Genomic DNA, 20,416 nt, shown 5'->3' with positions numbered 1-20,416 from the left:
CTCAAAGCCCCCGCCGGGATAGGGTCACCTCTCCCCGGAGGGGAGAGGTCGATTTGCGCAGCAAATCGGGTGAGGGGGTGCTGCTCCAACGAGAGACCGTAACCCCTCACCCGCGCCTTCGGCGCGACCTCTCCCGAAGGGAGAGGTGTTGTCCCGACGCCGCTGCAGTTCACGCCGACCGCGTCACTTCATCAGCGGGATCGAGAATTCCGCACCTTCCTTGACGCCGGACGGCCAGCGCGAGGTCACGGTCTTGGTCTTGGTGTAGAAGCGGACCGAGTCAGGACCGTGCTGGTTGAGATCGCCGAAGCCCGACTTCTTCCAGCCGCCGAAGGTGTAATAGGCGATCGGCACCGGGATCGGCACGTTGATGCCGACCATGCCGACATTGACCCTAGCCGCGAAATCGCGCGCGGCATCGCCGTCGCGGGTGAAGATGGCGACGCCGTTGCCGTAGTCGTGCTCCGACGGCAGCGCCAGCGCTTCCTTGTAATCGTGCGCGCGCACCACCGAGAGCACCGGGCCGAAAATCTCTTCCTTGTAGATCCGCATGTCCTTGGTGACGTTGTCGAACAGCGATCCGCCAAGATAGAAGCCCTTCTCGTAGCCCTGCATCTTGAAGCCGCGGCCGTCGACGGCGAGCGTCGCGCCTTCCTTGATGCCGATGTCGATGTAGCTCTTGACCTTCTCGACCGCCTCGCGCGTGACCAGCGGGCCGTAATCGGCAGACGGATCGATCGAGGTGCCGATCTTGAGGCTCTCGACGCGCGGGATCAGCTTTTCCATCAGCCGGTCGGCGGTGGACTTGCCGACGGGGACCGCGACCGAGACGGCCATGCAGCGCTCGCCGGCCGAGCCGTAGCCGGCGCCAATCAGCGCGTCGACCGCCTGGTCCATGTCGGCGTCGGGCATGATGATGGCGTGGTTCTTGGCGCCGCCGAAGCACTGGCAGCGCTTGCCGGTCTGCGCGGCGCGCTCGTAGATGTACTGCGCGATCGGGGTGGAGCCGACGAAGCCGATGGCCTTGATGTCGGGGTCGTCGAGGATGGCGTCGACCGCTTCCTTGTCGCCGTTGACGACGTTGAGGATGCCGGCCGGCAGGCCTGCTTCCATCATGAGCTCAGCGAGGAGCATCGGCACGCCGGGATCGCGCTCCGACGGCTTGAGGATGAAGGCGTTGCCGCAGGCGATCGCCGGCGCAAACTTCCACATCGGGATCATCGCCGGGAAGTTGAACGGGGTGATGCCGGCGACGACGCCGAGCGGCTGGCGCATCGAATAGATGTCGATGCCGGGACCTGCTCCTTCCGTGTATTCGCCCTTCATCAGGTGCGGGATGCCGCAGGCGAACTCCGCGACCTCGAGGCCACGCTGGATGTCGCCCTTGGCGTCCGGCACCGTCTTGCCGTGCTCGCGAGCCAGCAGCTCGGCGAGCTTGTCGTAGTCGCGCTGCACCAGCTCGAGGAACTTCATCATGACGCGGGCGCGGCGCTGCGGGTTGGTGGCGGCCCATTCGGGCTGCGCGGCGCGCGCGTTCTCGACGGCGGCGCGGACCTCGGCCTTGGACGCCAGCGCCACCTTGGCCTGAACGTCACCGGTCATCGGCTCGAAAACGTCGGCGGTGCGGCCAGAGGTGCCCTTGACCTCCTTGCCACCGATGAAATGTCCGATTGAACGCATGGAATGATCTCCTGGGGTCGAGCCTGAACGCTTTGACAAATCCTATTGACCTGCATTTTATAGGATTCAAGTCTGAGATAATGCACCATAGATGTGCGAAAATGCTGGATCAAGGCGCTATCGACTGGGACGACTTTCGCTTCGTGCTGGCCATCGTGCGGGGCGGCTCGGTCTCGGCTGCGGCAAAACAGCTGGGCGTCGACCATGCCACGGTGATCCGCCGGGTCGACCGGCTGGAAAGGCACCTTTCGGCAAAACTGTTTGACCGGCGCAAGACCGGCTACCTCCTCACCGAGGCCGGCCAGCGCGTCGCCGACAGCGCCGAAGCCATGGAATCGACCATCGTCGCCAACCAGGAGCAGGTCGGCGGCTCGGTGGCGCGGCTGACCGGCACGGTCCGGATCGGCGCACCGGACGGCTTCGGCACCGCCTTCCTGGCGCCGCGGCTGGCGCCGTTTGCCGACCGGTACCCCGATCTCGATCTGCAATTGGTGGCGACCGCGCGGCTGTTCAGCCTCTCCAAGCGCGAGGCCGATATCGCCATCAGCCTGACCATGCCCAAGGAGGGCCGCATCGTCGGCCGCAAGCTGCTCGACTACCGCCTCGGCCTCTATGCCGCGCCCGCCTATCTAGACCGCTTCCCAAAGATCACCTCGCGCGAGGTGCTGCCGCAGCACCGCTTCGTCGGCTACATCGAGGAGCTCCTGTTCACGCCGGAGCTCGATTATCTGCCGCAGGTGTCGCCGCGGATCTCCGCGCGCTTCCGCAGCGCCAATCTGATCGCCCAGCTCAATGCCACGCTCTCCGGTTTCGGCATCGCGGTGCTGCCCCACTTCATGGCGACCGACTATCCGCAACTGGTTCCGGTGCTGCCCGACGAGATCTCGATCACGCGGACGTTCTGGATGCTGATGCACGCCGACAGCAAGGATCTGGCGCGCATCCGCGCGGTTGCGGATTACATCGGCGAGATCGTCGAGCGCGAGCGGGCGTTGTTCGCGGGGCGGTAGCGCCAGTCCTGTAGGGTGGGCAAAGGCGCAGAGCGCCGTGCCCACCATCTATCTCCGATAGCAGCGAAGTCGTGGGCACGCTTCGCTTTGCCCACCCTACAGGACCTCGCCTAGGTCTTCGCCTTCTTCGTCACCGCCACCTTCGGCTCGCGCTTTGCGCCCTCCAGGGCAACGTCCCTGCCCGCCTTCAGCACCTCGTCGGACAGCTCGCTGGAGCCAGCGATACGCGCGAGCAGCATGGCGCCGGCCATCGTCGCCAGCGTCGCGATCGCCTGCTTGCGTGCGGCCTTGCGCGGCAGGTTCGGGATGTAGTCCGCCAACAGCTCGATCATCTCGTCGAGCTTGCCGGCAAAGGCCTTGCGCGCCTTCGGGCTCTCGCGGGCGATCTCGGCACCGAGGGCGGGAATCGAGCAGCCATGGCCGGGATTGTCGCGATGCAGCGCCGAGAGATAGGCCTCCGCGATCAGCGCCAGCCGCTTTTCCGGCGAAACCTCGTCGGTGATCTTGCGCCAGTGCTCCATCGAGCGGTCCATCGCATAACCAAACGCCTCAATCACCAGCGCCTCACGGGAATCGAAATGCGCATAGAAGCCGCCATGGGTCAGGCCGGCCTCCTTCATCAGGTCGGCGACGCCGATGCCGTGGGCGCCCTTCTCGCGCAGCCGCACGGAAGCCTTCCTGACGATGCGGTCGTGGGTTTCCTGCTTGTGTTCCCGGGAATAGCGCATGCGGGTCTCATTGAATGTCGGAAATCATCTCATAACACGCGGAGGCCGAAATGGCTGCATTAATTCATGTCAAGTTGCTGCCGATCATGGAAAAGGTTGCAGTTGCATGCACCGCGAGGGCGCCCTTGCCGTCGCGGACGAAGCCCTCGGTGTAGCTGGTCTGCCGCCCCAGCTTGATCACCTTGCCTTCGGCCGAGATCAGCCCGGAACGGACCGAGAGCGGACGCAGGAACGCCAGCTTCAAGTCGAGGGTCACCGAGCTCTGGCCGGCCTCGAGCCGGGTCGAAATGGCGCAGCCCATGGCGGTATCGAGCAGCGCCGCAGCGGTCGCACCGTGGATGAGGCCGATGGTGTTCTCGAGATCCTCACGCGGCTCCAGTTCCATGACGATCCGCCCCGGCTCGACCACGGCCATGGTGAAGCCGATCAGTTTCGCGAAAGGCGGCGGCGGCAGCCGGCCGTCGCGAATGCCCAGCATGGCTTCCATGCCGGACAGCGCCATGGCCGCTCTCGCTACCGGCGCAGGCACCTGCCAGTCCACCACGCGCTCACGCCGCTGCGCCGGCGAAAACAGGTCGAGTTGATCGCTAGGGGTCATGGACGCCTCTTTGAATGATGTACGTCATACTACGTCGCGGACTTCGCGCTGGCAACTGGCGACTTGACAAGCCGGGGATTTCGGCCCGGAAGTGACACCGACCGCTGCGCCTTGTGCGCGCCACCAAAGCCGACCGGGATCCCACGATGGAAATGCTCAACCACCATTGCGGCGTGACGCGCGATGCGCGCGGCGTCGTCCATGTCGCGATCTGCAACGCCGGCCCGCTCAACATTCTCGGCTCGCCGGTGACCGACGCCGTGCGCAAGGGTTTGCAGCAGCTCGGCTCCGACCGCAGCATCCGCGTCGTGGTGCTGCGCGGGCAGAGCGAGAGGAGCATGATCGGCGGCGCCGATATCAAGGAGATGGCAAAACTCGACCAGGCATCGGCCGAGGCCTTCATCAGCCGCCTGCGCGATCTCTGCGAGGCCGTGCGCGCCTTTCCCGCCCCGGTCATCGCGCGGATGCCCGGCTGGTGCCTCGGCGGCGGACTGGAAGTGGCGGCGGCATGCGACTTCCGGATCGCCGCCCACGATGCACATTTCGGCATGCCGGAGGTGCGCGTCGGCATCCCCTCGGTAATCCACGCGGCCCTGTTGCCGCGCCTGATCGGCTGGGCGCGCGCGCGCTGGCTGGTGATGACGGCGGAGAATATCGACGCAGCCACGGCGCTGGCCTGGGGCCTCGTCGACAAGGTCGCGCCGGAGGGCGGGCTCGATGCCGAGGTCGAGCACCTCGTGAAGGCATTGCTTGAATGCGGCCCCGAGGCGCTGCGGTCGCAGAAGGCGCTGCTGCGGCAGTGGGAGGAGCTGCCGCTGACGGAATCAGTGAACCTGAGCGTGAAGGTGTTCGGCGAGTCGTTTTTGACGGACGAGCCGACGCGGCTGATGGGCGCGTTTGTGAACCGGAAGCGGTAGGCGCACCAAAGACGGTGTCGTGCCCCGCGAAGGCGGGGCATCCAGTACGCCGCGGCTTCTCGGTTCTAGCCGCACCGTCTCCGGTCTAAACACTTCGCGGGTGATGACAGCGTGCCGCGAAGAGCATTCTCTTCACTCGAACGACCAAATCTCATCCTCATCACGACATTTTCTCATCCCGGCCGCGGTTGCATTTTTTGCGTCGCATCATATGATGACCATAATCTTATCTGCCATCGCTAGGGAGTTCCGTCATGGCCGAAGCCGCCGATCCCGTCGTCATCGTCTCCGCCGCCCGTACCCCGCTCGGCCGCTTCATGGGCGAATTGTCGCCGCTTGCCGCGCACAAGCTCGGCTCGCATGTGATCGGGGCGGCGCTGGAGCGCGCCAGGCTCGCGCCGGAGAAGGTCGACGAGGTCTTCATGGGCTGCGTGCTGCCGGCGGGACAAGGCCAGGCGCCGGCGCGGCAGGCGGCCCGCAGCGCCGGTTTGCCGGATGCCACCGGTGCCACCACCGTCAACAAGGTCTGCGGCTCCGGCATGAAGGCGACCATGCTGGCGCACGACATCATCCGGGCCGGCTCGGCCGACATCGTCGTCTCCGGCGGCATGGAGAGCATGAGCAATGCGCCATATCTCCTCGCAAAGGCGCGCGGCGGCTATCGCGTCGGCCATGACCGCATCATCGATCACATGATGATGGACGGCCTGGAGGATGCCTACGAGACCGGCCGTTCCATGGGCGATTTCGGCGAGGCCACCGCGGAGGCCTACCAGTTCACCCGCAAGGACCAGGACGCCTACGCCATGGAGACGCTCACCCGCGCCCGCAAGGCGGTCGAGGGCGGCGCGTTCAAGGCCGAGATCGCGCCGATCACGCTGAGCGAGAAGGCAGGCCCCCGCATCGTCGCCAATGACGAGCATCCGTTGAAGGTCGACCCCGCCAAGATTCCGGGCCTCAAGCCTGCATTCCGCGCCAACGGCACGATCACGCCGGCGGCCTCCTCCGCCAATGCCGACGGTGCCGCGGCGCTGGTGCTGACGAAACGCTCGCTCGCCGATCGGAACGGGCTGCCGGTTCTCGCCGAGATCCGGGGTCGCGCCACCCACAGCCAGGAGCCGCAATGGTTCACCACGGCGCCGATCCCGGCGATCCGCAAGCTGCTGGACAGGGTCGGCTGGGCTGCCTCCGATGTCGACCTGTTCGAGATCAACGAGGCCTTCGCCGTGGTGGCGATGGCGGCGCAGCGCGATCTCGGCATTCCCCGCGACAAGCTCAACGTCAACGGCGGCGCCTGCGCGCTCGGCCATCCCATCGGCGCCACCGGCGCGCGGTTGATCGTGACGCTGCTGCATGCGCTGGAGGCGCAGAACCTCAGGCGCGGCGTCGCCGCGCTGTGCATCGGCGGCGGCGAAGCCACGGCCATCGCCGTTGAGCGGCCAGCCCGCTGACGTCAATGTCTGAAATTGAGGGAAGTCTGGCATTCCAGACTTTCCTCGCCTGTGCCAGATTGCAACGATGATGCGGGTCCCCATGGGGCTCGACAACCATGATTGAGGCTCGATGATCTCGAACTGGCTCGCGGCAGCACTGTCCCGCCGCAACATCCATTACGGTTGGGTGATGGTCGGCGTCACCTTCCTTGCCGCGCTGATCAGCGCCGGCACGGTCGGCGCACCCGGCGTGTTCATCGTTCCGCTGCAGAAGGAGTTCGGCTGGAGCACGGCGGAAATCTCCTCGGCGCTGTCGATCCGCTTCATCCTGTTCGGACTGATGGCGCCGTTCGCGGCCGCCCTGCTCAACCGCTATGGCCTGCGCAACGTCACGCTGGTTGCGCAGCTGATCGTCGTCTCGGCCCTCGTCGCCTCGCTCGGCATGACCGAGGTCTGGCAGCTCATCGCGCTGTGGGGCGTGGTGATCGGCCTCGGCACCGGCATGACCGCCTTGGTGCTGGGCGCGACGATCGCGACGCGCTGGTTCGCGGCAAGACGCGGCCTCGTGGTCGGCATCATGACCGCGAGCGTCGCCACCGGCCAGCTCGTGTTCCTGCCGCTGCTCGCGAGCCTCACCGAACGCTACGGCTGGCGGCTCGCGCTCGGCTTTGTCTGCATCATGCTCGGCGTTTCCGCACTGGCCGTCCTGCTCGCAATGCGCGACCGGCCGAGCGATGTCGGCCAGCGTCCGTTCGGCGACGAAGGCACCGAACCCCTGCCCGCGCCGCCCGCCAGCCACGGCTCGATCACGGCGGTGGCGCTCGGCACGCTGGCCGACGCCTCGAAGTCGACGGCGTTCTGGATCCTGTTTGCGACCTTCTTCGTCTGCGGCGCCTCGACCAACGGCCTGGTCCAGGTGCACCTGATCCCGATGTGCCTCGATTTCGGCATCCCGCAGGTGCAGGCCGCCAGCCTGCTCGCCGCGATGGGCATCTTCGACTTCTTCGGCACCATCATGTCGGGCTGGCTGTCGGACCGCTACGACAACCGCTATCTGCTGTTCTGGTATTACGGCCTGCGCGGGCTCTCGCTGATCTTCCTGCCCTTCACCGATTTCTCGTTCTACGGCCTCTCGCTCTTCGCGCTGTTCTACGGGCTCGACTGGATCGCGACCGTGCCGCCCACGGTGCGGCTCACCGCGCAGAAATTCGGCCCCGAGCGCGCCAACCTGGTGTTCGGCTGGATCTTCGCCGGCCATCAGCTCGGCGCCGGCGCCGCGGCCTTCGGGGCAGGCTTCTCGCGAACGGTCTATCAGAGCTACCTGCCCGCGTTCTTCATCGCCGGCGCGCTCTGCGTGTTCGCCGCCCTGATCGTGCTGGCGCTGTCGCGGCAACCGAAGCCGCAAGCGGCGATGGCGTAAGGCGCATAAGGATGTCTCCCCGGTGCGGCGTGCACCGGCAGGACAGATCGCGCGCAACTCTCTCCTCGTCGTCATTGCGAGCGCGTCGGCCTCTCCCGCAAGCGGGAGAGGCCGAGCAAGCTCGCGCCGATCGCGTGAAAGCCAGCAATATCCTACCCTGGCCCCGGCATGTTGCCTGCGAACTGCGGATAGCATTCGCGCAGCTCCTCGCGAATCCGGCCCCGGATCAAGGCGAGTGTCGCCTCGTCCGGCGACGGCATCGTGACCGCACATTGCTCGTTGTCGTACGCGAAGCCCGTGGTGCCGCGAATGTCGCGCCAATCATATCCGGGATGGGTGCTCTCGAGGCGAAAGCGTCCCACCTCGCGCTCGAAGGAAAACAACGCCGCGTTGGTCAGCAGCGCATGCGGGCCGCCGCGCCGATAGACCGTCTCGTCGGTGACGCCAGGCGCAGACACGAAGTCGACGCGCTCCACCAGGGAGCGCAGGCTGTGCTCTTCCCGAAACAGGATGACCCGCGGAACGAGGAAATAGAGGTAGGCGGAGCCGAACGAGCCGGGCCATCTGACCGGATTGTTCGGATAGTCGCCGGTGCCGACGAGATTGACGTTGCCCTGGCCGTCGATCTGGCCGCCGCCGAGAAAGAAGGCATCCAGGCGTCCCTGCGCGGCGCAATCGAACAGCTCCTCGGCACCGCCAGTGAACGAATTGTGCTTGACCGAACCGAGGATCGAGACCTGCAGGCGCTCCAGTCCGTCACGCTCGTTGAGCGCGCGCAGGAGCATCGCTCCTGCCGCGGGCATCGGCGAGGATTGACCGACCGCAACATGCCGCACCCCCTTCAGCAGCCGCGAGATCGTGTAGATCATCAACTCGCGGCTGGTGCACGGCTCGCTCATGCCGCGCTCCCCGACCCCTGGATGTAGGCCTGGAAGCCTTCCGGCGAGCGCGCCGCGCGCGCGTACTTCTCGACCTCCTGCCCGTCCCTGGGATATTCGGCGTAGAGCCCGGTGGGCCACCCGCCGTTCTTCAGCTCCGCCACCGCGCTGACGTAGATCGCCGGCAGGACGCCCGCGGCCATCTTCTCGTCGTCGAGCAGCGAGACCTCGGAAATGCGCTCGACGGTCACGAAGGCCTGCTTCGAGGCGTGCGCCAGCAACATCACCTCGCGCCGGCGCCCCAGCCGGACGTTGCCGAACCGATCCGCTTCGGGCGCATGAAACAAGGCGATGTCGGGCTGGATCGCCGAGACCGCGACGATCTTCTCGTCGTCGTCGAACGGATTGGACATCAGCTTCCAATCGTCCCGTTTCTTCAGGACGTCACTGCCGATGATGCCGCGGATCGGCATGAACGGAACGCCCTTCTCGGCGGCCGTCAGGCCTGCGAACACCGCGGGACAAGTCGCGTCGCGAAGGCGAATCGATCCGTCGCGGACGGCCCGGCTGAAACATGGCGCGCCGCCCGCCTCGCCGAGACTGACCGCGCTCGTCTCCAGCGTCGCCGCGGCACCGGCGCCGATGAGCATGTCGACCTGCATGCCGCCGATCGGCGCACAGACCACGTGCAGATCGCGGATGCCGCGCTCGATCAGCATCCGAACCAATCCCGGGGCTGCAGCGTAGTCGTCCGGTGCCAGACCGAGCTTGCAGCCAGAAGGTATCATCTCCGCCATCTTCTGCGGCGTTACGAAATCCGTCATCTCTCCACCTCTCCCTCGCTTCCCAGGAGGCCGATCGAACAGGATCGACTTCCGGCTTCGCCCGCGGCACCTGAGCCGCGCGGCCCCCGATCGTGAACGTGCGGACCCGGTCAGGCGCGTCCCATGCCGTAGAATTCCGCGTTCGGACGCATGCTGGTGACGTTGGCAAGCCGGTTGGAGAGGCCGAAGAAGGCCGTGATCGCGGCAATGTCCCAGACGTCCTCTTCCGTGAACCCGTGCGATTTCAGCGTGGCGAAATCAGATTCGGAAACCTTGTAGGCCTCGGTCGAGACGCGGACGGCGAAGTCGAGCATCGCCTTCTGCCGATCGGTAATGTCCGCCTTGCGGTAATTGACCGCGACCTGATCGGCGATCAACGGATCCTTGGCGCGGATGCGCAGGATCGCGCCATGCGCGATGACGCAATATTGGCATTGATTGAGGTTGCTGGTCGCAACCACGATCATTTCCCGCTCGGTCTTGGTGAGGTTGCCCGGCTTGTCCATGAGCGCGTCGTGGTAGGCGAAGAAAGCGCGAAACTCGTCCGGCCGGTGCGCGAGCACCAGAAAGACGTTCGGAATGAAGCCGGACTTCTCCTCGACGGCCAGGATACGGGCCCGAATGTCGTCCGGCATGTCGGCGAGATCAGGGACAGGAAAGCGACTGATGGCAGGTGCCTGGGTCATGGCCTCAATTTCCTTAGGGCTGGTCCGTGGGAATTACTTCCCGTCGCCTTCTTCATGTCCTTGGGGCCGGGCCGTTGCAAGAAACCCACGGGTGAATGCGTCGAGCGCGTCGGGGCGTCGTTCCAGCTTCGCCCGCGGCACCGTCCCCTCCCGGCCGATTCAGAAGAAATGCGCAAGGCCCACAATCAATGCCCGCTTCGATGTCGCAAGGCAATGCGGGTTGCTGTAGACCAGCCCCGCGCGCCGGTGGCGGTCTGGAGCACCGACAGTCCCCACAGCGTCAAGGCCGGGCTTGTCCCGGCCATCCACGCCTTTCCACGCAGCACAAAGAACGTGGATGCCCGGGCCTTCGCCGCGCCGAAGCGGCTTCGGCCGCGCAGGCGGGACAAGCCCGGGCACGACGCCTCTGCTAAATTCTAACCGTGATTGCCCTGCCCGCTCCCGCGAGACTAACAGGTCTTCTGCTGCAAGTGCTGGACGCAGGTGCAGGTGGTCACCCCTGTTCCATATTTCACGTCGTAATACGGAAAGCTGGTGGAGCCGCTCGGGCCGTTGGTCGAGCAGCGCGGAAATAGATAATAGCTGTCGGACAGCTTGACGGTGCCCGCGATGGTGAAGCCGAGATTGGGCGTGTAGTCGTAGGACACCTCGCTCAGGATGAGAGAGATGTTGGCATTGGTGGTGCCGCCCGGTGCGGTAAAGGACGACAAGGTCATCTGTTGACCGACGGTTCGTGCGCCCGAGGCGCTCGTCGACTTGCTCCATCGCACCGTCGCATTGCCGTTGCTGTCGGTCGAGACCTGCGAGACCGTGATCGTCATCAGGGAGGTGCTGCCATTCTTGACAGGATACGGCGCCATGATGGCGGTCGCAGCCGCGAGAATGCCGTCCATTTGGGTCGTGCTGACAGCCGTGTTCTGCGTGATCATGTCGGCAACACTGTGCGCGGTGGCGCTGACCTTGACGTTCATGGAGAGCGCGTTGCCGAGCTCGACGCCGCCGACATAGAGCAACAGCATGAACGGCGTCACGATCGCGAACTCGGTCGCCGCAACGGCGCGAACATCGGTCAACAGGTGACGGGCGCGGGACGACAGGGCGGAGATCATCAGATGGCTCATGGCTCGTTCTGGAACGCGGCGGACGACATGATCAGCCGGTTGCCGTTGCTGAGGTTCGACAGGTTGAAACCGAGCGGACCGAGGACGACCGGCCACTCGTACATGATACGGAGCACGACGATATCGCCGGGCTGGCCCGGGTTGTATTGCCAGACATTGGAGACCTTGCCCGAACCGTCGTAGGTCAGGGTCGGCATCGCCGTGTTCGCGGAGGTCCACGAGGTCGCCACCTGCATGTCGACCATCATGCCGCTGCAGTTGAACAGGATCAGGATCTGGTCGCAGACCTTCTGCTTGAAGACGGCCTGGGTCATGTTCGCGGACTGGACCTGCCCGGTCATGACGAGGCGCGCCGACTGGCGCACGATGGATTCGAGCGTCTGCTGGGCGAAGAAGACCAGAAAGGTCTGGATCAGCGCGATGACGAGGGCGAGGAACGGCGCAGCGACCAGCGCGAACTCGACCGCCGTGGCGCCACTGCTATCGCGCGCGAAACCGGCGCAGCGATCGCGGCGTTTCCTCATGGTGGCGGGGGATCCGGACATGGCCTCTTCCTACTGCACGAGGCTGGCCGTGCTGGACGCAACCTTGATGAAGAGGTCCGTCAGCGCCTTGCTGATGTCGCCGCCATTCTGAACGTTTGCGTACAGGCCCGGCGACGCACAGGATTTCAGCCGTTGTGCGATCGTGCCCGTCGACGAGGTCGGGTTGTTGAACTGCGCGATACGGCCGTTGTACCAGCCGTCGCTCGGCAGTTGCAGATACTCGGTGTAGAGGATCGCGATACGGATGTTCCGACTCTTGATGGTATCGCATACAGCGGTGTTGAGCGGTTGCTGGCATCGCAAAGTCGAGGTGTTGGCCTGCGGAAGCGGATAGGTGGCACTGGGATCGCAGCTACCCCCCGTCTTCGGAATCAGCTTGTCCTCGACGCCGTCGGTGACAAGGAAGACCACTTCCTGCGGCGTACCGGCCGCGGTACCGTCGCCGGGATTGGGCATGACGGCATTGAGGTCCGTCAGCCCCTTCGAGATGTCGGTGCCGTAGTCGGTCGTGTAGATGCAGGCGCCCTTGCTGTCGAGAACGGGGCAGTTCTGATGGTCGACCTTCAGGAGCTGAATGTTGCCGATCTTCGTGCCGGCGGTGGTCGGGCTGGTCAGCGTCTGGATCGTGTTGAGGGCGTAGTCGAAGGTGTAGATGGCGGCCTTGTAGGTCGTGTTGTTGATCGCCGACATGCACTGCATGACGCCGCCCGTGGTGCCCGACTGCGGACAGGTCCACGGCCCGACCATCAATTGCTTGACGGCGTTGGTCACGAGATCGATCCGCAACGTGATGTTGTTCGCACGCGCGACCGTAAGATTGTCTTTGTTCGTCGCGCTGGGATTTGCGTTGTTGGGATGCGCCTCGTGGCAGGCAAATGCGCAATTCTTCGCGTAAGTGGGCTGGTTCTTCGTGGCGAGAACCATGTTGTCGATGTCTTTCTGGGTGGCCGCCAGCGCCATCGACGGAGAATCGTCCAGCAACAGGTAGAAATTCATGTTGGGGGCGCTGGACGCCTGCGCCGTCGCCGACCCCGCCACCTTCCAGGTCTGCTTACCCAAAACGCCCGGGAAATTGTTGAGGGATTCCGCAGCGTAGGACACCGTGATGGTCCGCGACAGACCGACATCGGTGACCGTGACCGTCGGCGTCGGCACGGTGGCGAGCCCGGGAAGGTTCGCCTTCGCAGCAAAGACGGCAGCCGCCGTGTTCCTGATGGTGGCCTCGTCGGTCTGCGTCAGCATCGCGGGGCGCACGGCTGCGATCGCGGCCGCATCGGCGGCTGCGTTCAGCTGCTCGCGCTTGCGCAAGGCCAGCGTGTAGTCGAGGGTCATGCCCAGGAGAAAGATGATAGGAACCATCGTCAGCGCGAAGATGATGGCGACGTTGGCCTTCCGGTCTGTCGCGAAACAGAGCATTGCGCGGCGAAGCATGTCGTTCATCCTGGCTGCCGTCGTTGCGGCAGCGGTCCTTTCCCTGAAATCCACGGGCGCGGCTGCCGGGTTTCGATCCCGGTGCTCGTCCGTCACAGCGGGATATGACGATGGCTCTCTTAATCAACGCTTACGGACAATCCGCAAAGAACAGCCGAAGCGGACCGGGATGTCTCATATCGAGAAGGCATCATTAATGTCGCTTGAATCCGGTCGCAGACATTGGCGCTAAACCCTAAGCATCGCCCCGTAGAAATACCGGAGGCGACGTGCCGGCCGACGGTGCGCCGCGGTCGCCCGGTGCGGCGCCGATCAAACGGGAAATCCGAAGACGACCCCATGCCGCCTGCGCAGGCCTGCCCGTCTGGACACCCCGGGTGAGAGACATTTTGCCGTTAGACTCCACGGCGCAAACGTGGACAATGCTCTGACGCACGCCGCGTGCGCAGTGCACATCAAGATGCGCCAGGGGAAACAAATGCCGGTTGCCGGTCCGTCGTCCGAACCCATCATTCCAACCGTTCCGCTCACCGTCCCATTGCGCGATTCGCTGCGCGCGATCGTCGGTGAGAAAGGCTTTATCGAGGACGCGCACGGCATGCAGCCGTTCGTGACGGATTGGCGCGGATTGCTGGCTGGAAACGCCGGCGCGGTGGTTCGCCCTGGCAGCACCGAGGAAGTCGCGGCGGTGGTCGGGCTCTGCCACGAGCATGGGATCGCGATCGTGCCGCAGGGTGGAAACACCGGCCTGATGGGCGGCGCCACGCCCTGGCCCGCGCACACCGGCATAGTGCTGTCGCTCGGCCGCATGAACCGCGTGCTAGACATCGATGCCACCGGATACACCATGACGGTCGAGGCCGGCTGCGTGCTGCAGACGCTGCAGGAGACGGCAAGCCGGCACGACCGGTTCCTGCCCCTCAGCCTCGGCGCCCAGGGCTCGTGCATGATCGGCGGCAATCTATCGACCAACGCCGGCGGCGTGCAGGTGCTGCGCTACGGCAATGCCCGCAATCTCGTGCTGGGACTCGAGGTCGTGCTGCCGAACGGCGAGGTCTGGGACGGCTTGCGCGCGCTCAAGAAGGACAATACGGGCTACGACCTCAAGCACCTCTTCATGGGCGCCGAAGGAACGCTCGGCATCATCACAAAGGCCGTGCTCAAGCTGTGGCCGGCCCCGAAGGACGTCTGCACGGCATGGCTGGCGATCCGCGATCCGCGCGCGGCGCTGGAGATCCTGTCGGAGGCTCACAGCGCATCCGAGGACAATGTCGGCTCCTGCGAGCTGATGAGCCGCGCCGCCGTCGACATGGTGCTTCGCAACATTCCCGGCACGCAGGATCCGCTCAAGGCGGACACGCCATGGTACCTGTTGCTGGAATGGTCGTCAGCGCGGGCGCGGCAGGACGGGACCGGCGGCATCGCCGAGAAGATGGAGCAGTTTCTCGCCGATCAACTGGAGGACGGACGCGTGATCGACGCGGTCGTCGCCCAGACCGGACAGCAATCGCAGAACATGTGGCGCATCAGGGAGAGCGTCGCCGAGGCCTCGCGCGCCGAGGGGCCTGGGCTGAGCTACGACATCTCGGTGGCGATCTCCCGGATACCGGAGTTCATCGATCTCGGGCTCAAGGCCGTGCTCGACATTCTCCCGACCATCCGGCCCTATCCTTTGGGGCACATCGGCGACGGCAATCTGCATTTCTCGTTCATGGCCCCGGTGGACATGGACCAGCAGACGCTGACGCAATACAAGGCCGCCATCACGCGGGCGGTGAACGACCTCATCACCTCCATGGACGGCTCGATCTCGGCCGAGCACGGCATCGGCATCGAAAAGCTGGACGAGCTCAGCCACTACCGCTCCAAGACCGAGCTCGACATCATGCGCACCATCAAGCGCGCGCTCGATCCGCAGAACATCATGAATCCAGGCAAGGTGCTGCGGCTGGGATGAACGCCGCGCACCTTCGCCATCGTCTCAGCCGTGCGGATTGACGACTGTGTAGCCCCGCAGCGAGCGCGCGTGGATTCGCGTGGCGCGCCCGCCGGAATTGGCGTCGTACGCCATCCACGTGTCGCCGCCGAGATGCTGCTCCAGAACGAAGACATGGCCGCGGCGCGCTGCGACCATTCCCGGCGCCGGGGCCGCGCGCGGAAAGCGCAGCCAGTTGGACGCGAGATTCAATTCCGGCACAACACGGCCGAACACGCGCAAAGACGCACCGCAGCCGCAGAATGACGACGGGCAGCCGGCCGGGCGCCCCCCGACGACGCGCTCGCCGGAGACGCTCATCGTCGTGGCGGCGTTGCCGGTATCGGTCACGGTCATTTGCATCGAGCGATAGGCCTGCAATGAAGCCTTCGGCAATGAAGCTCTCTGGATTGAAACCCCGGGAGCCCGCTCGCGACGCACCTGCGAGTGCGAGAAATCGCAGGGCATGGTGACGTTGCATTCGGGCGCTTGGACGATGCGATAGGGCCGCGCCTCGGCAGCGGCGGACATGGCTATAACGACGACGCACGCAGAAACAACTTGTTTTATCATTGCAGGACTCTTGGTTGGAGGGTCCTGCCCCGCAGCGGAGAAACCAATATTGGTTTGTCCGAAATGGGCCGAAAGGGCGGCAGAAAAAGGCTTCTATTCACGTCCCTATTTTAGGTTATATGCAGTCATCCGTGTGGTGGGCAAATTGCTAAACCGCAGCGCACGCCCCTGCTACTGCATGATCGCAGCCGCGATCTTCTCCGCCGACATCAACACCGGAAAATTGGTGTTGGCGCACGGCACCACCGGGAAGATGGAGGCGTCGACGACGCGCAGGCCCTGGATGCCCTTGACGCGGCCCTGGTTGTCGACCACCGCCATCGGATCGTCCGCGCGGCCCATGCGGCAGGAACAAGAGGCGTGCCAGACGCCGATGGTGGCCTTGCGCACGAAGGCCTCCAGCGCATCGTCGTCGTTCATGACCTGATCGAAGGTGAAGCCTTCGACCACGAAATTGTCGATCATGTAATGGCGCAGCGCCGCCGGCCCGTCCATCAGGGCCGCGGCAATCGCAGTGAGGATCTTGTTCTTTGTGTTGACCACGCCGATCTTGCGCACCTTGTCGGTGTAGGCGGCCGGAAACGGCTTGTCCGTCACCTTCCTGACGACGTCGCTCATCTGGATGGCCGCCATCTTGCGAAAGCCGCTCATCAGGCGATCGAGATCGCGCCGGTCGGACAACAGGTTGAACTCGACGATCGGCTCGGCGGAGGGATCGCGCGAGGCGAGCTTGACCTGTCCGGTCTCCGAATAGGTCTTGTTGACGAAGGTCAGCAGCGAGCCGATCTGCTCACCAACCGCGTGCCAGGCCGACTTGGAGAGCAGGACGACGAACATGTCGCCCTTCGGCACGCCGGCAAGACCCGAGGAGTAGCGCAGGCCCAGCTGCATGTGGCGCCTGGTGTGCTCGTTCATGCGCGCACCGCGGCGAACGAAGGACGACAGCGAGATCGAGGGATGATCCATCAGGCGCTGGCCGACGCCGGGCAGGGCCATCAGCACGGGAATGCCCAAGTCCTTGAGATGGCCGACCGGCCCGATGCCGGCACGCAGCAGATGCGCCGGCGAATGGATGGCGCCGCTGGAGAGGATGATCTCGCGTCCGCGGAATTCCTGCTCGCGTCCGTCGACGACGGCCTTCACGCCGACGCATTGCGTGCCTTCGAACAGCAGCTCGCGCACCTGCGTGTTCGTGGAGATCGTGAGATTGGCGCGCTTGCGGGTGTCGCGATCAAGATAACCCATCGCGGCCGAGACGCGCTGCTCGGCCTGGTTGGAGTGCGTCACCGGGAAGAAGCCGTCGACAAACTCGCCGTTCTGGTCCGGCAGGAACTGATGACCGGCCTGCTGGAAGGCTTCGGCGAATGCCTGGGAATGCCTGGTCCAGTGCTCCTTGGGGATACGGCGAACCGGGATCTTGCCGTCCTTGCCGTGATAGGGACCGTCGAAATCGAGGTCCCGCTCGACCTTCTTGAAGAAGGGCAGCACCTCGTTCCACGTCCATCCTTCGGCGCCGCGCGCGTCCCATTCGTCGTAATCGGTCGGTGCGCCGCGATTGGCCATCTGGCCGTTGATCGAGGAGCCGCCGCCGAGCACGCGCGCCTGCTCGTATTTGCGCAAGGGAGGCCGCGGCTCGTTCGGATTGTTATGGCTGACGACCTGAGTCGTAACCTTGAGCTCGGTCCAGTGGAATCGCGGATCGAAATAGGCGGTGCCCGGATAGCTGTCCCGAATTTCAGCCGGCTCGTTGCCGGGCGGCGTGTCCTGCCCGGCCTCGCACAGCAAGACCCTGTTGGCGCTTCTGGCCGAGAGCCGGTGCGCCAGCACGGACCCCGCCGAGCCGCCGCCGACGATGATGAAGTCGTACACGATTGGCGTTTCCTGTTGTTCTTGTTGGGCGAGTTTAGCCCGTTATTGTTTTGCTGTGGAAGGATCTTGAACTGCGTCGGCGCCCACTTCTCTCGTGTCCCGGACGCGCTGCAACGCCTCGGGCGTTGCGGCGCAGAGCCGGGACCCAGGAGATCGCGAGCTCGCTGCTGCATGGGCCCCGGCTCTGCAGCGCACCGCTGAACGAGCGGCGCGCTGCGTCCGGGGCACAGGGATGCTACGGCCGGATCGAAAAATTCTCCGGCGGCCCCGGCTTGCGCAGCGGCTCGGCAAGGCGCGCGAACTCGCACAGCAGCGATCGCGTCTTGCGCGGGTCGATGATCTCCTCGACCCAGAATTTCTCGGCCGAGCGGAACGGCGAGCGCAGCTTGTTGAGGCGCTGCTGGATCTCCTCCAGCTTTGCCGCCTTGTCCTCGGCCGCATCGATGTCGGCGCGATAGGCGGCCTCGATGCCGCCTTCGAGCGGCAGCGAGCCCCAATAGGCCGACGGCCAGGCGTAGCGGATCGAGAAGCGGTCGGCCGGCTGATGCACGACACCGGCGACGCCGAAGGCGTTGCGCAGGATCACGGTGCACCAGGGCACCGTGGTCTGGTTCACCGCGGCCATGGCGCGGACGCCGTGGCGGATGGTCGCCGCCTTCTCGGCATCGAGGCCGATCATGAAGCCGGGGCAGTCCATGAGGTAGACGATCGGCAGGTGGAAGGTCTCGGCGAAGTCGACCCAGCGCACCACCTTCTGGCAGGCATCCGCCGTCCAGGAGCCGCCATAGTGGAAGCTGTCGCTGGCCAGCACCATCACTGCCCTACCCTCGAGCCGCGCGAGGCCGACGATGATGGGCTTGCCGAAATTCCTGGCGACCTCGAAGAACGAGCCCCTGTCCACGACGGATTCGATGATCGGCCGGATCTTGTAGACCTGCTTGCGGTTGCGCGGCACCGCGTTCATCAGCGCTTCGTCGCTGCGCTCCGGATTGTCGGTGCAGGGCAAGGTCGGCGGCAGCTCGTAGACTGATGACGGCAGGTAGGACAGGAAACGCCGCGCGCAAGCGAACGCCTCCTCCTCGGTGTCGACGGCATGGTCGATTGCGCCGGCGCGGGTCTGGATGTCGGCGCCGCCGAGCTCCTCCTTCGAGAGGTCCTGCCCCAGCGCCTTCACCACCGGCGGCCCCGCGACGAACATCGCGGACTTCCGGGTCATGACGGAATAGTGGCTGGCGGCAAGGCGCGCGGCTCCCAGGCCCGCCACCGAGCCGAGACCGAGCGCGACGACCGGCACGCGCGACAGGTTCTCCGTCGTGAAGCGGTACCAGCGCGTGCCGCCGATGCCGCCCGGCAGGTTGGCCGCGCCCTTGGTCTCGATGGTCTTGACCGAGCCGCCGCCGCCGGAGCCCTCGATGATGCGCACGATGGGAAGACGCAAATCGTGCGCCATCTCCTCGGCCATCAACGGCTTTGCCGAAATGGACGCATCAGCCGAACCGCCGCGGACCGTGAAATCGTCGCCGACCACAACCAATGGACGCCCGTCGACGCGGGCGCGGCCGAACACGCAGTTGGCCGGCGTCAATTTCTGCAATTCGCCGCCGGCATCGTACTCGCCGACGCCGGAGACGGCGCCGATCTCGTGAAAGCTGCCTTTGTCGGTCAGCTTGTCGATGCGCTCCCGTACAGTCAGCCGGCCCTGGTCATGCTGTCGCTTGACCTTGTCAACGCCGCCCATCTCCCGCGCGAAGGCTTCGCGCCGGGCGAGCTCGTCGAGTTCCGGCTTCCAGTTCATTCACTCCCTCCGAATGGATCGGCTTGTTATTGTTGTGCACGGCCATTGCGACCGGTTTGCGCGGCATGCGGTTGTTGAAGACGTCACCTTCGGCGCCCTCGAGCAGGCCGCCGAGCGAACGCCCGAGTTCGAGCATCAATGGCGCGACCTCGGCATGCAGCCGCTCCTCGTCATACATCGCCGAAAGCAGGCCGATCGTGATGACCACGAAGGTCTGGTACTGCGGCGACCATATCGGCAGCGCGAGACCGTTGATGTGCGGGCTCCACAGGCCGCAGGCCACGACATAGCCGCGCTCGCGCAGCATCTGCCGGTTGGCTTCGATGCGCGGCTTCAGGATCTTCGCCGCCTCGGGAGCCTCCCGCTCCATCTCCGCGATGAAGGCATCGCCGACCTCCGGCGCCAACGCCGCAGTGTAGGCCGCGCCCGCGGCGGTGGAGGCCATCGCGATGCGGCTGCCGGTGCCCTCGTGCAGGCCGAGCGCGGTCGCCGAACGTGCGAACAGGAGATAGACGAGATGGAATCGATCCGGAACGACGAAGCCGACCGTCCCAGGCAATTGCTCGGCGACTTCCTGCAGCCGCTGCCGGATCATGCTGCGCAGCTGCGCGCCCTTCATCATCGTGGCGCTCATCGCGACCGCGCTCGGACCGATGCGATATTTCTGATCGCGCGGCAGATAGACCAGTTGTCCCATTCGCGTCAGCGTGTGCGTGAGCCGCGACACCGTCGAGCGCGGCAGACCGCAGCGATTTGAAATCTCGAGATTGCCGAGCCTCGCCTCGTGGCCTTCGAAGCATCGCAACACGTCGAACGCGCGCGAGACCACCTGGATGACATCTCCCTCGCCGGCATCGCCAGCGAGTGCGCCTTGCCTACTCAACCGCTCCGATCGTCGTCCCATGTTCCCTACCGTATGTTCCGCTCTGCGGA

General features: G+C 65.2%; 18 protein-coding genes. 5 read left to right on the top strand and 13 right to left on the bottom strand.

Going from position 1 to position 20,416, the window contains the following annotated elements:
• Positions 1 to 183: 183 nt before the first annotated feature.
• On the bottom strand, positions 184 to 1,680 hold the full coding sequence (locus WI560_RS12005; RefSeq protein ID WP_375308167.1) for a CoA-acylating methylmalonate-semialdehyde dehydrogenase: 1,497 nt from the start codon (positions 1,678 to 1,680) through the stop codon (positions 184 to 186).
• A 101-nt stretch (positions 1,681 to 1,781) separates the two neighbouring features.
• Between WI560_RS12005 and WI560_RS12000 the strand changes: the two genes are divergently transcribed.
• The gene (locus WI560_RS12000) at positions 1,782 to 2,690 is read left to right on the top strand and encodes a LysR family transcriptional regulator (protein ID WP_375308166.1); all 909 of its coding nucleotides are present in this window, start codon (positions 1,782 to 1,784) and stop codon (positions 2,688 to 2,690) included.
• A 110-nt stretch (positions 2,691 to 2,800) separates the two neighbouring features.
• Here the strand turns inward: WI560_RS12000 and WI560_RS11995 are convergent, their stop codons facing one another.
• Positions 2,801 to 3,418 (bottom strand): TetR/AcrR family transcriptional regulator, encoded by a 618-nt coding sequence (locus tag WI560_RS11995; protein WP_375308165.1) that lies wholly within the window; start codon positions 3,416 to 3,418, stop codon positions 2,801 to 2,803.
• 64 nt (positions 3,419 to 3,482) lie between these two features.
• Entirely contained in the window at positions 3,483 to 4,016 is a 534-nt protein-coding gene (locus WI560_RS11990) for a PaaI family thioesterase (RefSeq protein WP_375308164.1), read from the bottom strand.
• A 146-nt stretch (positions 4,017 to 4,162) separates the two neighbouring features.
• Between WI560_RS11990 and WI560_RS11985 the strand changes: the two genes are divergently transcribed.
• From WI560_RS11985 to WI560_RS11975, 3 genes are all read left to right on the top strand, one after another.
• A complete protein-coding gene (locus WI560_RS11985) occupies positions 4,163 to 4,933 on the top strand; it encodes an enoyl-CoA hydratase (protein ID WP_375308163.1) in 771 nt (256 codons plus the stop codon).
• Between the two features lie 254 nt (positions 4,934 to 5,187).
• Positions 5,188 to 6,384, top strand: a complete 1,197-nt coding sequence (locus WI560_RS11980; protein WP_375308162.1) for an acetyl-CoA C-acyltransferase — start codon at positions 5,188 to 5,190, stop codon at positions 6,382 to 6,384.
• A 112-nt stretch (positions 6,385 to 6,496) separates the two neighbouring features.
• On the top strand, positions 6,497 to 7,786 hold the full coding sequence (locus WI560_RS11975; protein WP_375308161.1) for an MFS transporter: 1,290 nt from the start codon (positions 6,497 to 6,499) through the stop codon (positions 7,784 to 7,786).
• 152 nt (positions 7,787 to 7,938) lie between these two features.
• Here WI560_RS11975 and WI560_RS11970 read toward each other — a convergent pair whose 3' ends face one another.
• The 6 genes from WI560_RS11970 to WI560_RS11945 all read right to left on the bottom strand — a co-directional run bounded on the left by WI560_RS11970 (position 7,939) and on the right by WI560_RS11945 (position 13,271).
• Positions 7,939 to 8,685: a CoA-transferase gene (locus WI560_RS11970; protein WP_375308160.1), complete on the bottom strand. Its 747-nt coding sequence runs from the start codon at positions 8,683 to 8,685 to the stop codon at positions 7,939 to 7,941.
• Complete coding sequence (locus WI560_RS11965; protein WP_375308159.1) at positions 8,682 to 9,488, bottom strand: CoA transferase subunit A; 807 nt, start codon at positions 9,486 to 9,488, stop codon at positions 8,682 to 8,684. The genes WI560_RS11970 and WI560_RS11965 overlap by 4 nt, the downstream gene beginning before the upstream one ends.
• 110 nt (positions 9,489 to 9,598) lie before the next feature.
• Positions 9,599 to 10,174 (bottom strand): peroxidase-related enzyme, encoded by a 576-nt coding sequence (locus tag WI560_RS11960; RefSeq protein WP_375308158.1) that lies wholly within the window; start codon positions 10,172 to 10,174, stop codon positions 9,599 to 9,601.
• Positions 10,175 to 10,623: 449 nt separating this feature from the next.
• Positions 10,624 to 11,283, bottom strand: coding sequence for a TadE/TadG family type IV pilus assembly protein (locus WI560_RS11955; protein ID WP_257180907.1), 660 nt, complete (start codon positions 11,281 to 11,283; stop codon positions 10,624 to 10,626).
• A gap of 8 nt (positions 11,284 to 11,291) precedes the next feature.
• A complete protein-coding gene (locus tag WI560_RS11950) occupies positions 11,292 to 11,840 on the bottom strand; it encodes a TadE/TadG family type IV pilus assembly protein (RefSeq protein ID WP_375308157.1) in 549 nt (182 codons plus the stop codon).
• A gap of 9 nt (positions 11,841 to 11,849) precedes the next feature.
• Positions 11,850 to 13,271, bottom strand: a complete 1,422-nt coding sequence (locus WI560_RS11945) for a TadE/TadG family type IV pilus assembly protein (protein ID WP_375308156.1) — start codon at positions 13,269 to 13,271, stop codon at positions 11,850 to 11,852.
• 478 nt (positions 13,272 to 13,749) lie between these two features.
• Here WI560_RS11945 and WI560_RS11940 point away from each other — a divergent pair, with 478 nt between their 5' ends.
• Positions 13,750 to 15,228: an FAD-binding oxidoreductase gene (locus tag WI560_RS11940; protein ID WP_375308155.1), complete on the top strand. Its 1,479-nt coding sequence runs from the start codon at positions 13,750 to 13,752 to the stop codon at positions 15,226 to 15,228.
• 24 nt (positions 15,229 to 15,252) lie between these two features.
• Here WI560_RS11940 and WI560_RS11935 read toward each other — a convergent pair whose 3' ends face one another.
• The 4 genes from WI560_RS11935 to WI560_RS11920 form a co-directional block, all read right to left on the bottom strand.
• A complete protein-coding gene (locus WI560_RS11935) occupies positions 15,253 to 15,777 on the bottom strand; it encodes a hypothetical protein (protein ID WP_375308154.1) in 525 nt (174 codons plus the stop codon).
• A 213-nt stretch (positions 15,778 to 15,990) separates the two neighbouring features.
• Complete coding sequence (locus WI560_RS11930) at positions 15,991 to 17,688, bottom strand: GMC family oxidoreductase (RefSeq protein ID WP_375308153.1); 1,698 nt, start codon at positions 17,686 to 17,688, stop codon at positions 15,991 to 15,993.
• Positions 17,689 to 17,923: 235 nt separating this feature from the next.
• Complete coding sequence (locus tag WI560_RS11925) at positions 17,924 to 19,483, bottom strand: acyl-CoA carboxylase subunit beta (RefSeq protein ID WP_375308152.1); 1,560 nt, start codon at positions 19,481 to 19,483, stop codon at positions 17,924 to 17,926.
• Positions 19,413 to 20,387 (bottom strand): IclR family transcriptional regulator, encoded by a 975-nt coding sequence (locus tag WI560_RS11920; RefSeq protein ID WP_375308151.1) that lies wholly within the window; start codon positions 20,385 to 20,387, stop codon positions 19,413 to 19,415. Before WI560_RS11920 ends, WI560_RS11925 begins: the two co-directional genes overlap by 71 nt.
• Positions 20,388 to 20,416: the final 29 nt, after the last annotated feature.

This window comes from Bradyrhizobium sp. A11, from assembly GCF_042077125.1.
Classification (GTDB): Bacteria; Pseudomonadota; Alphaproteobacteria; order Rhizobiales; family Xanthobacteraceae; genus Bradyrhizobium; species Bradyrhizobium japonicum_B.
The sequence above is the reverse complement of the archived record's forward strand: the minus strand, read 5'-3'. Positions and strand labels throughout refer to the sequence as shown.

Excerpts from the sequence above, each read along its gene's own strand:
- WI560_RS12005 (WP_375308167.1), bottom strand. The coding sequence starts at position 1,680 with ATGCGTTCAATCGGACATTTCATCGGTGGCAAGGAGGTCAAGGGCACC.
- WI560_RS12000 (WP_375308166.1), top strand. The coding sequence starts at position 1,782 with ATGCTGGATCAAGGCGCTATCGACTGGGACGACTTTCGCTTCGTGCTG.
- WI560_RS11995 (WP_375308165.1), bottom strand. The coding sequence starts at position 3,418 with ATGCGCTATTCCCGGGAACACAAGCAGGAAACCCACGACCGCATCGTC.
- WI560_RS11990 (WP_375308164.1), bottom strand. The coding sequence starts at position 4,016 with ATGACCCCTAGCGATCAACTCGACCTGTTTTCGCCGGCGCAGCGGCGT.
- WI560_RS11985 (WP_375308163.1), top strand. The coding sequence starts at position 4,163 with ATGGAAATGCTCAACCACCATTGCGGCGTGACGCGCGATGCGCGCGGC.
- WI560_RS11980 (WP_375308162.1), top strand. The coding sequence starts at position 5,188 with ATGGCCGAAGCCGCCGATCCCGTCGTCATCGTCTCCGCCGCCCGTACC.
- WI560_RS11975 (WP_375308161.1), top strand. The coding sequence starts at position 6,497 with ATGATCTCGAACTGGCTCGCGGCAGCACTGTCCCGCCGCAACATCCAT.
- WI560_RS11970 (WP_375308160.1), bottom strand. The coding sequence starts at position 8,685 with ATGAGCGAGCCGTGCACCAGCCGCGAGTTGATGATCTACACGATCTCG.
- WI560_RS11965 (WP_375308159.1), bottom strand. The coding sequence starts at position 9,488 with ATGACGGATTTCGTAACGCCGCAGAAGATGGCGGAGATGATACCTTCT.
- WI560_RS11960 (WP_375308158.1), bottom strand. The coding sequence starts at position 10,174 with ATGACCCAGGCACCTGCCATCAGTCGCTTTCCTGTCCCTGATCTCGCC.
- WI560_RS11955 (WP_257180907.1), bottom strand. The coding sequence starts at position 11,283 with ATGATCTCCGCCCTGTCGTCCCGCGCCCGTCACCTGTTGACCGATGTT.
- WI560_RS11950 (WP_375308157.1), bottom strand. The coding sequence starts at position 11,840 with ATGTCCGGATCCCCCGCCACCATGAGGAAACGCCGCGATCGCTGCGCC.
- WI560_RS11945 (WP_375308156.1), bottom strand. The coding sequence starts at position 13,271 with ATGCTTCGCCGCGCAATGCTCTGTTTCGCGACAGACCGGAAGGCCAAC.
- WI560_RS11940 (WP_375308155.1), top strand. The coding sequence starts at position 13,750 with ATGCCGGTTGCCGGTCCGTCGTCCGAACCCATCATTCCAACCGTTCCG.
- WI560_RS11935 (WP_375308154.1), bottom strand. The coding sequence starts at position 15,777 with ATGTCCGCCGCTGCCGAGGCGCGGCCCTATCGCATCGTCCAAGCGCCC.
- WI560_RS11925 (WP_375308152.1), bottom strand. The coding sequence starts at position 19,483 with ATGAACTGGAAGCCGGAACTCGACGAGCTCGCCCGGCGCGAAGCCTTC.
- WI560_RS11920 (WP_375308151.1), bottom strand. The coding sequence starts at position 20,387 with ATGGGACGACGATCGGAGCGGTTGAGTAGGCAAGGCGCACTCGCTGGC.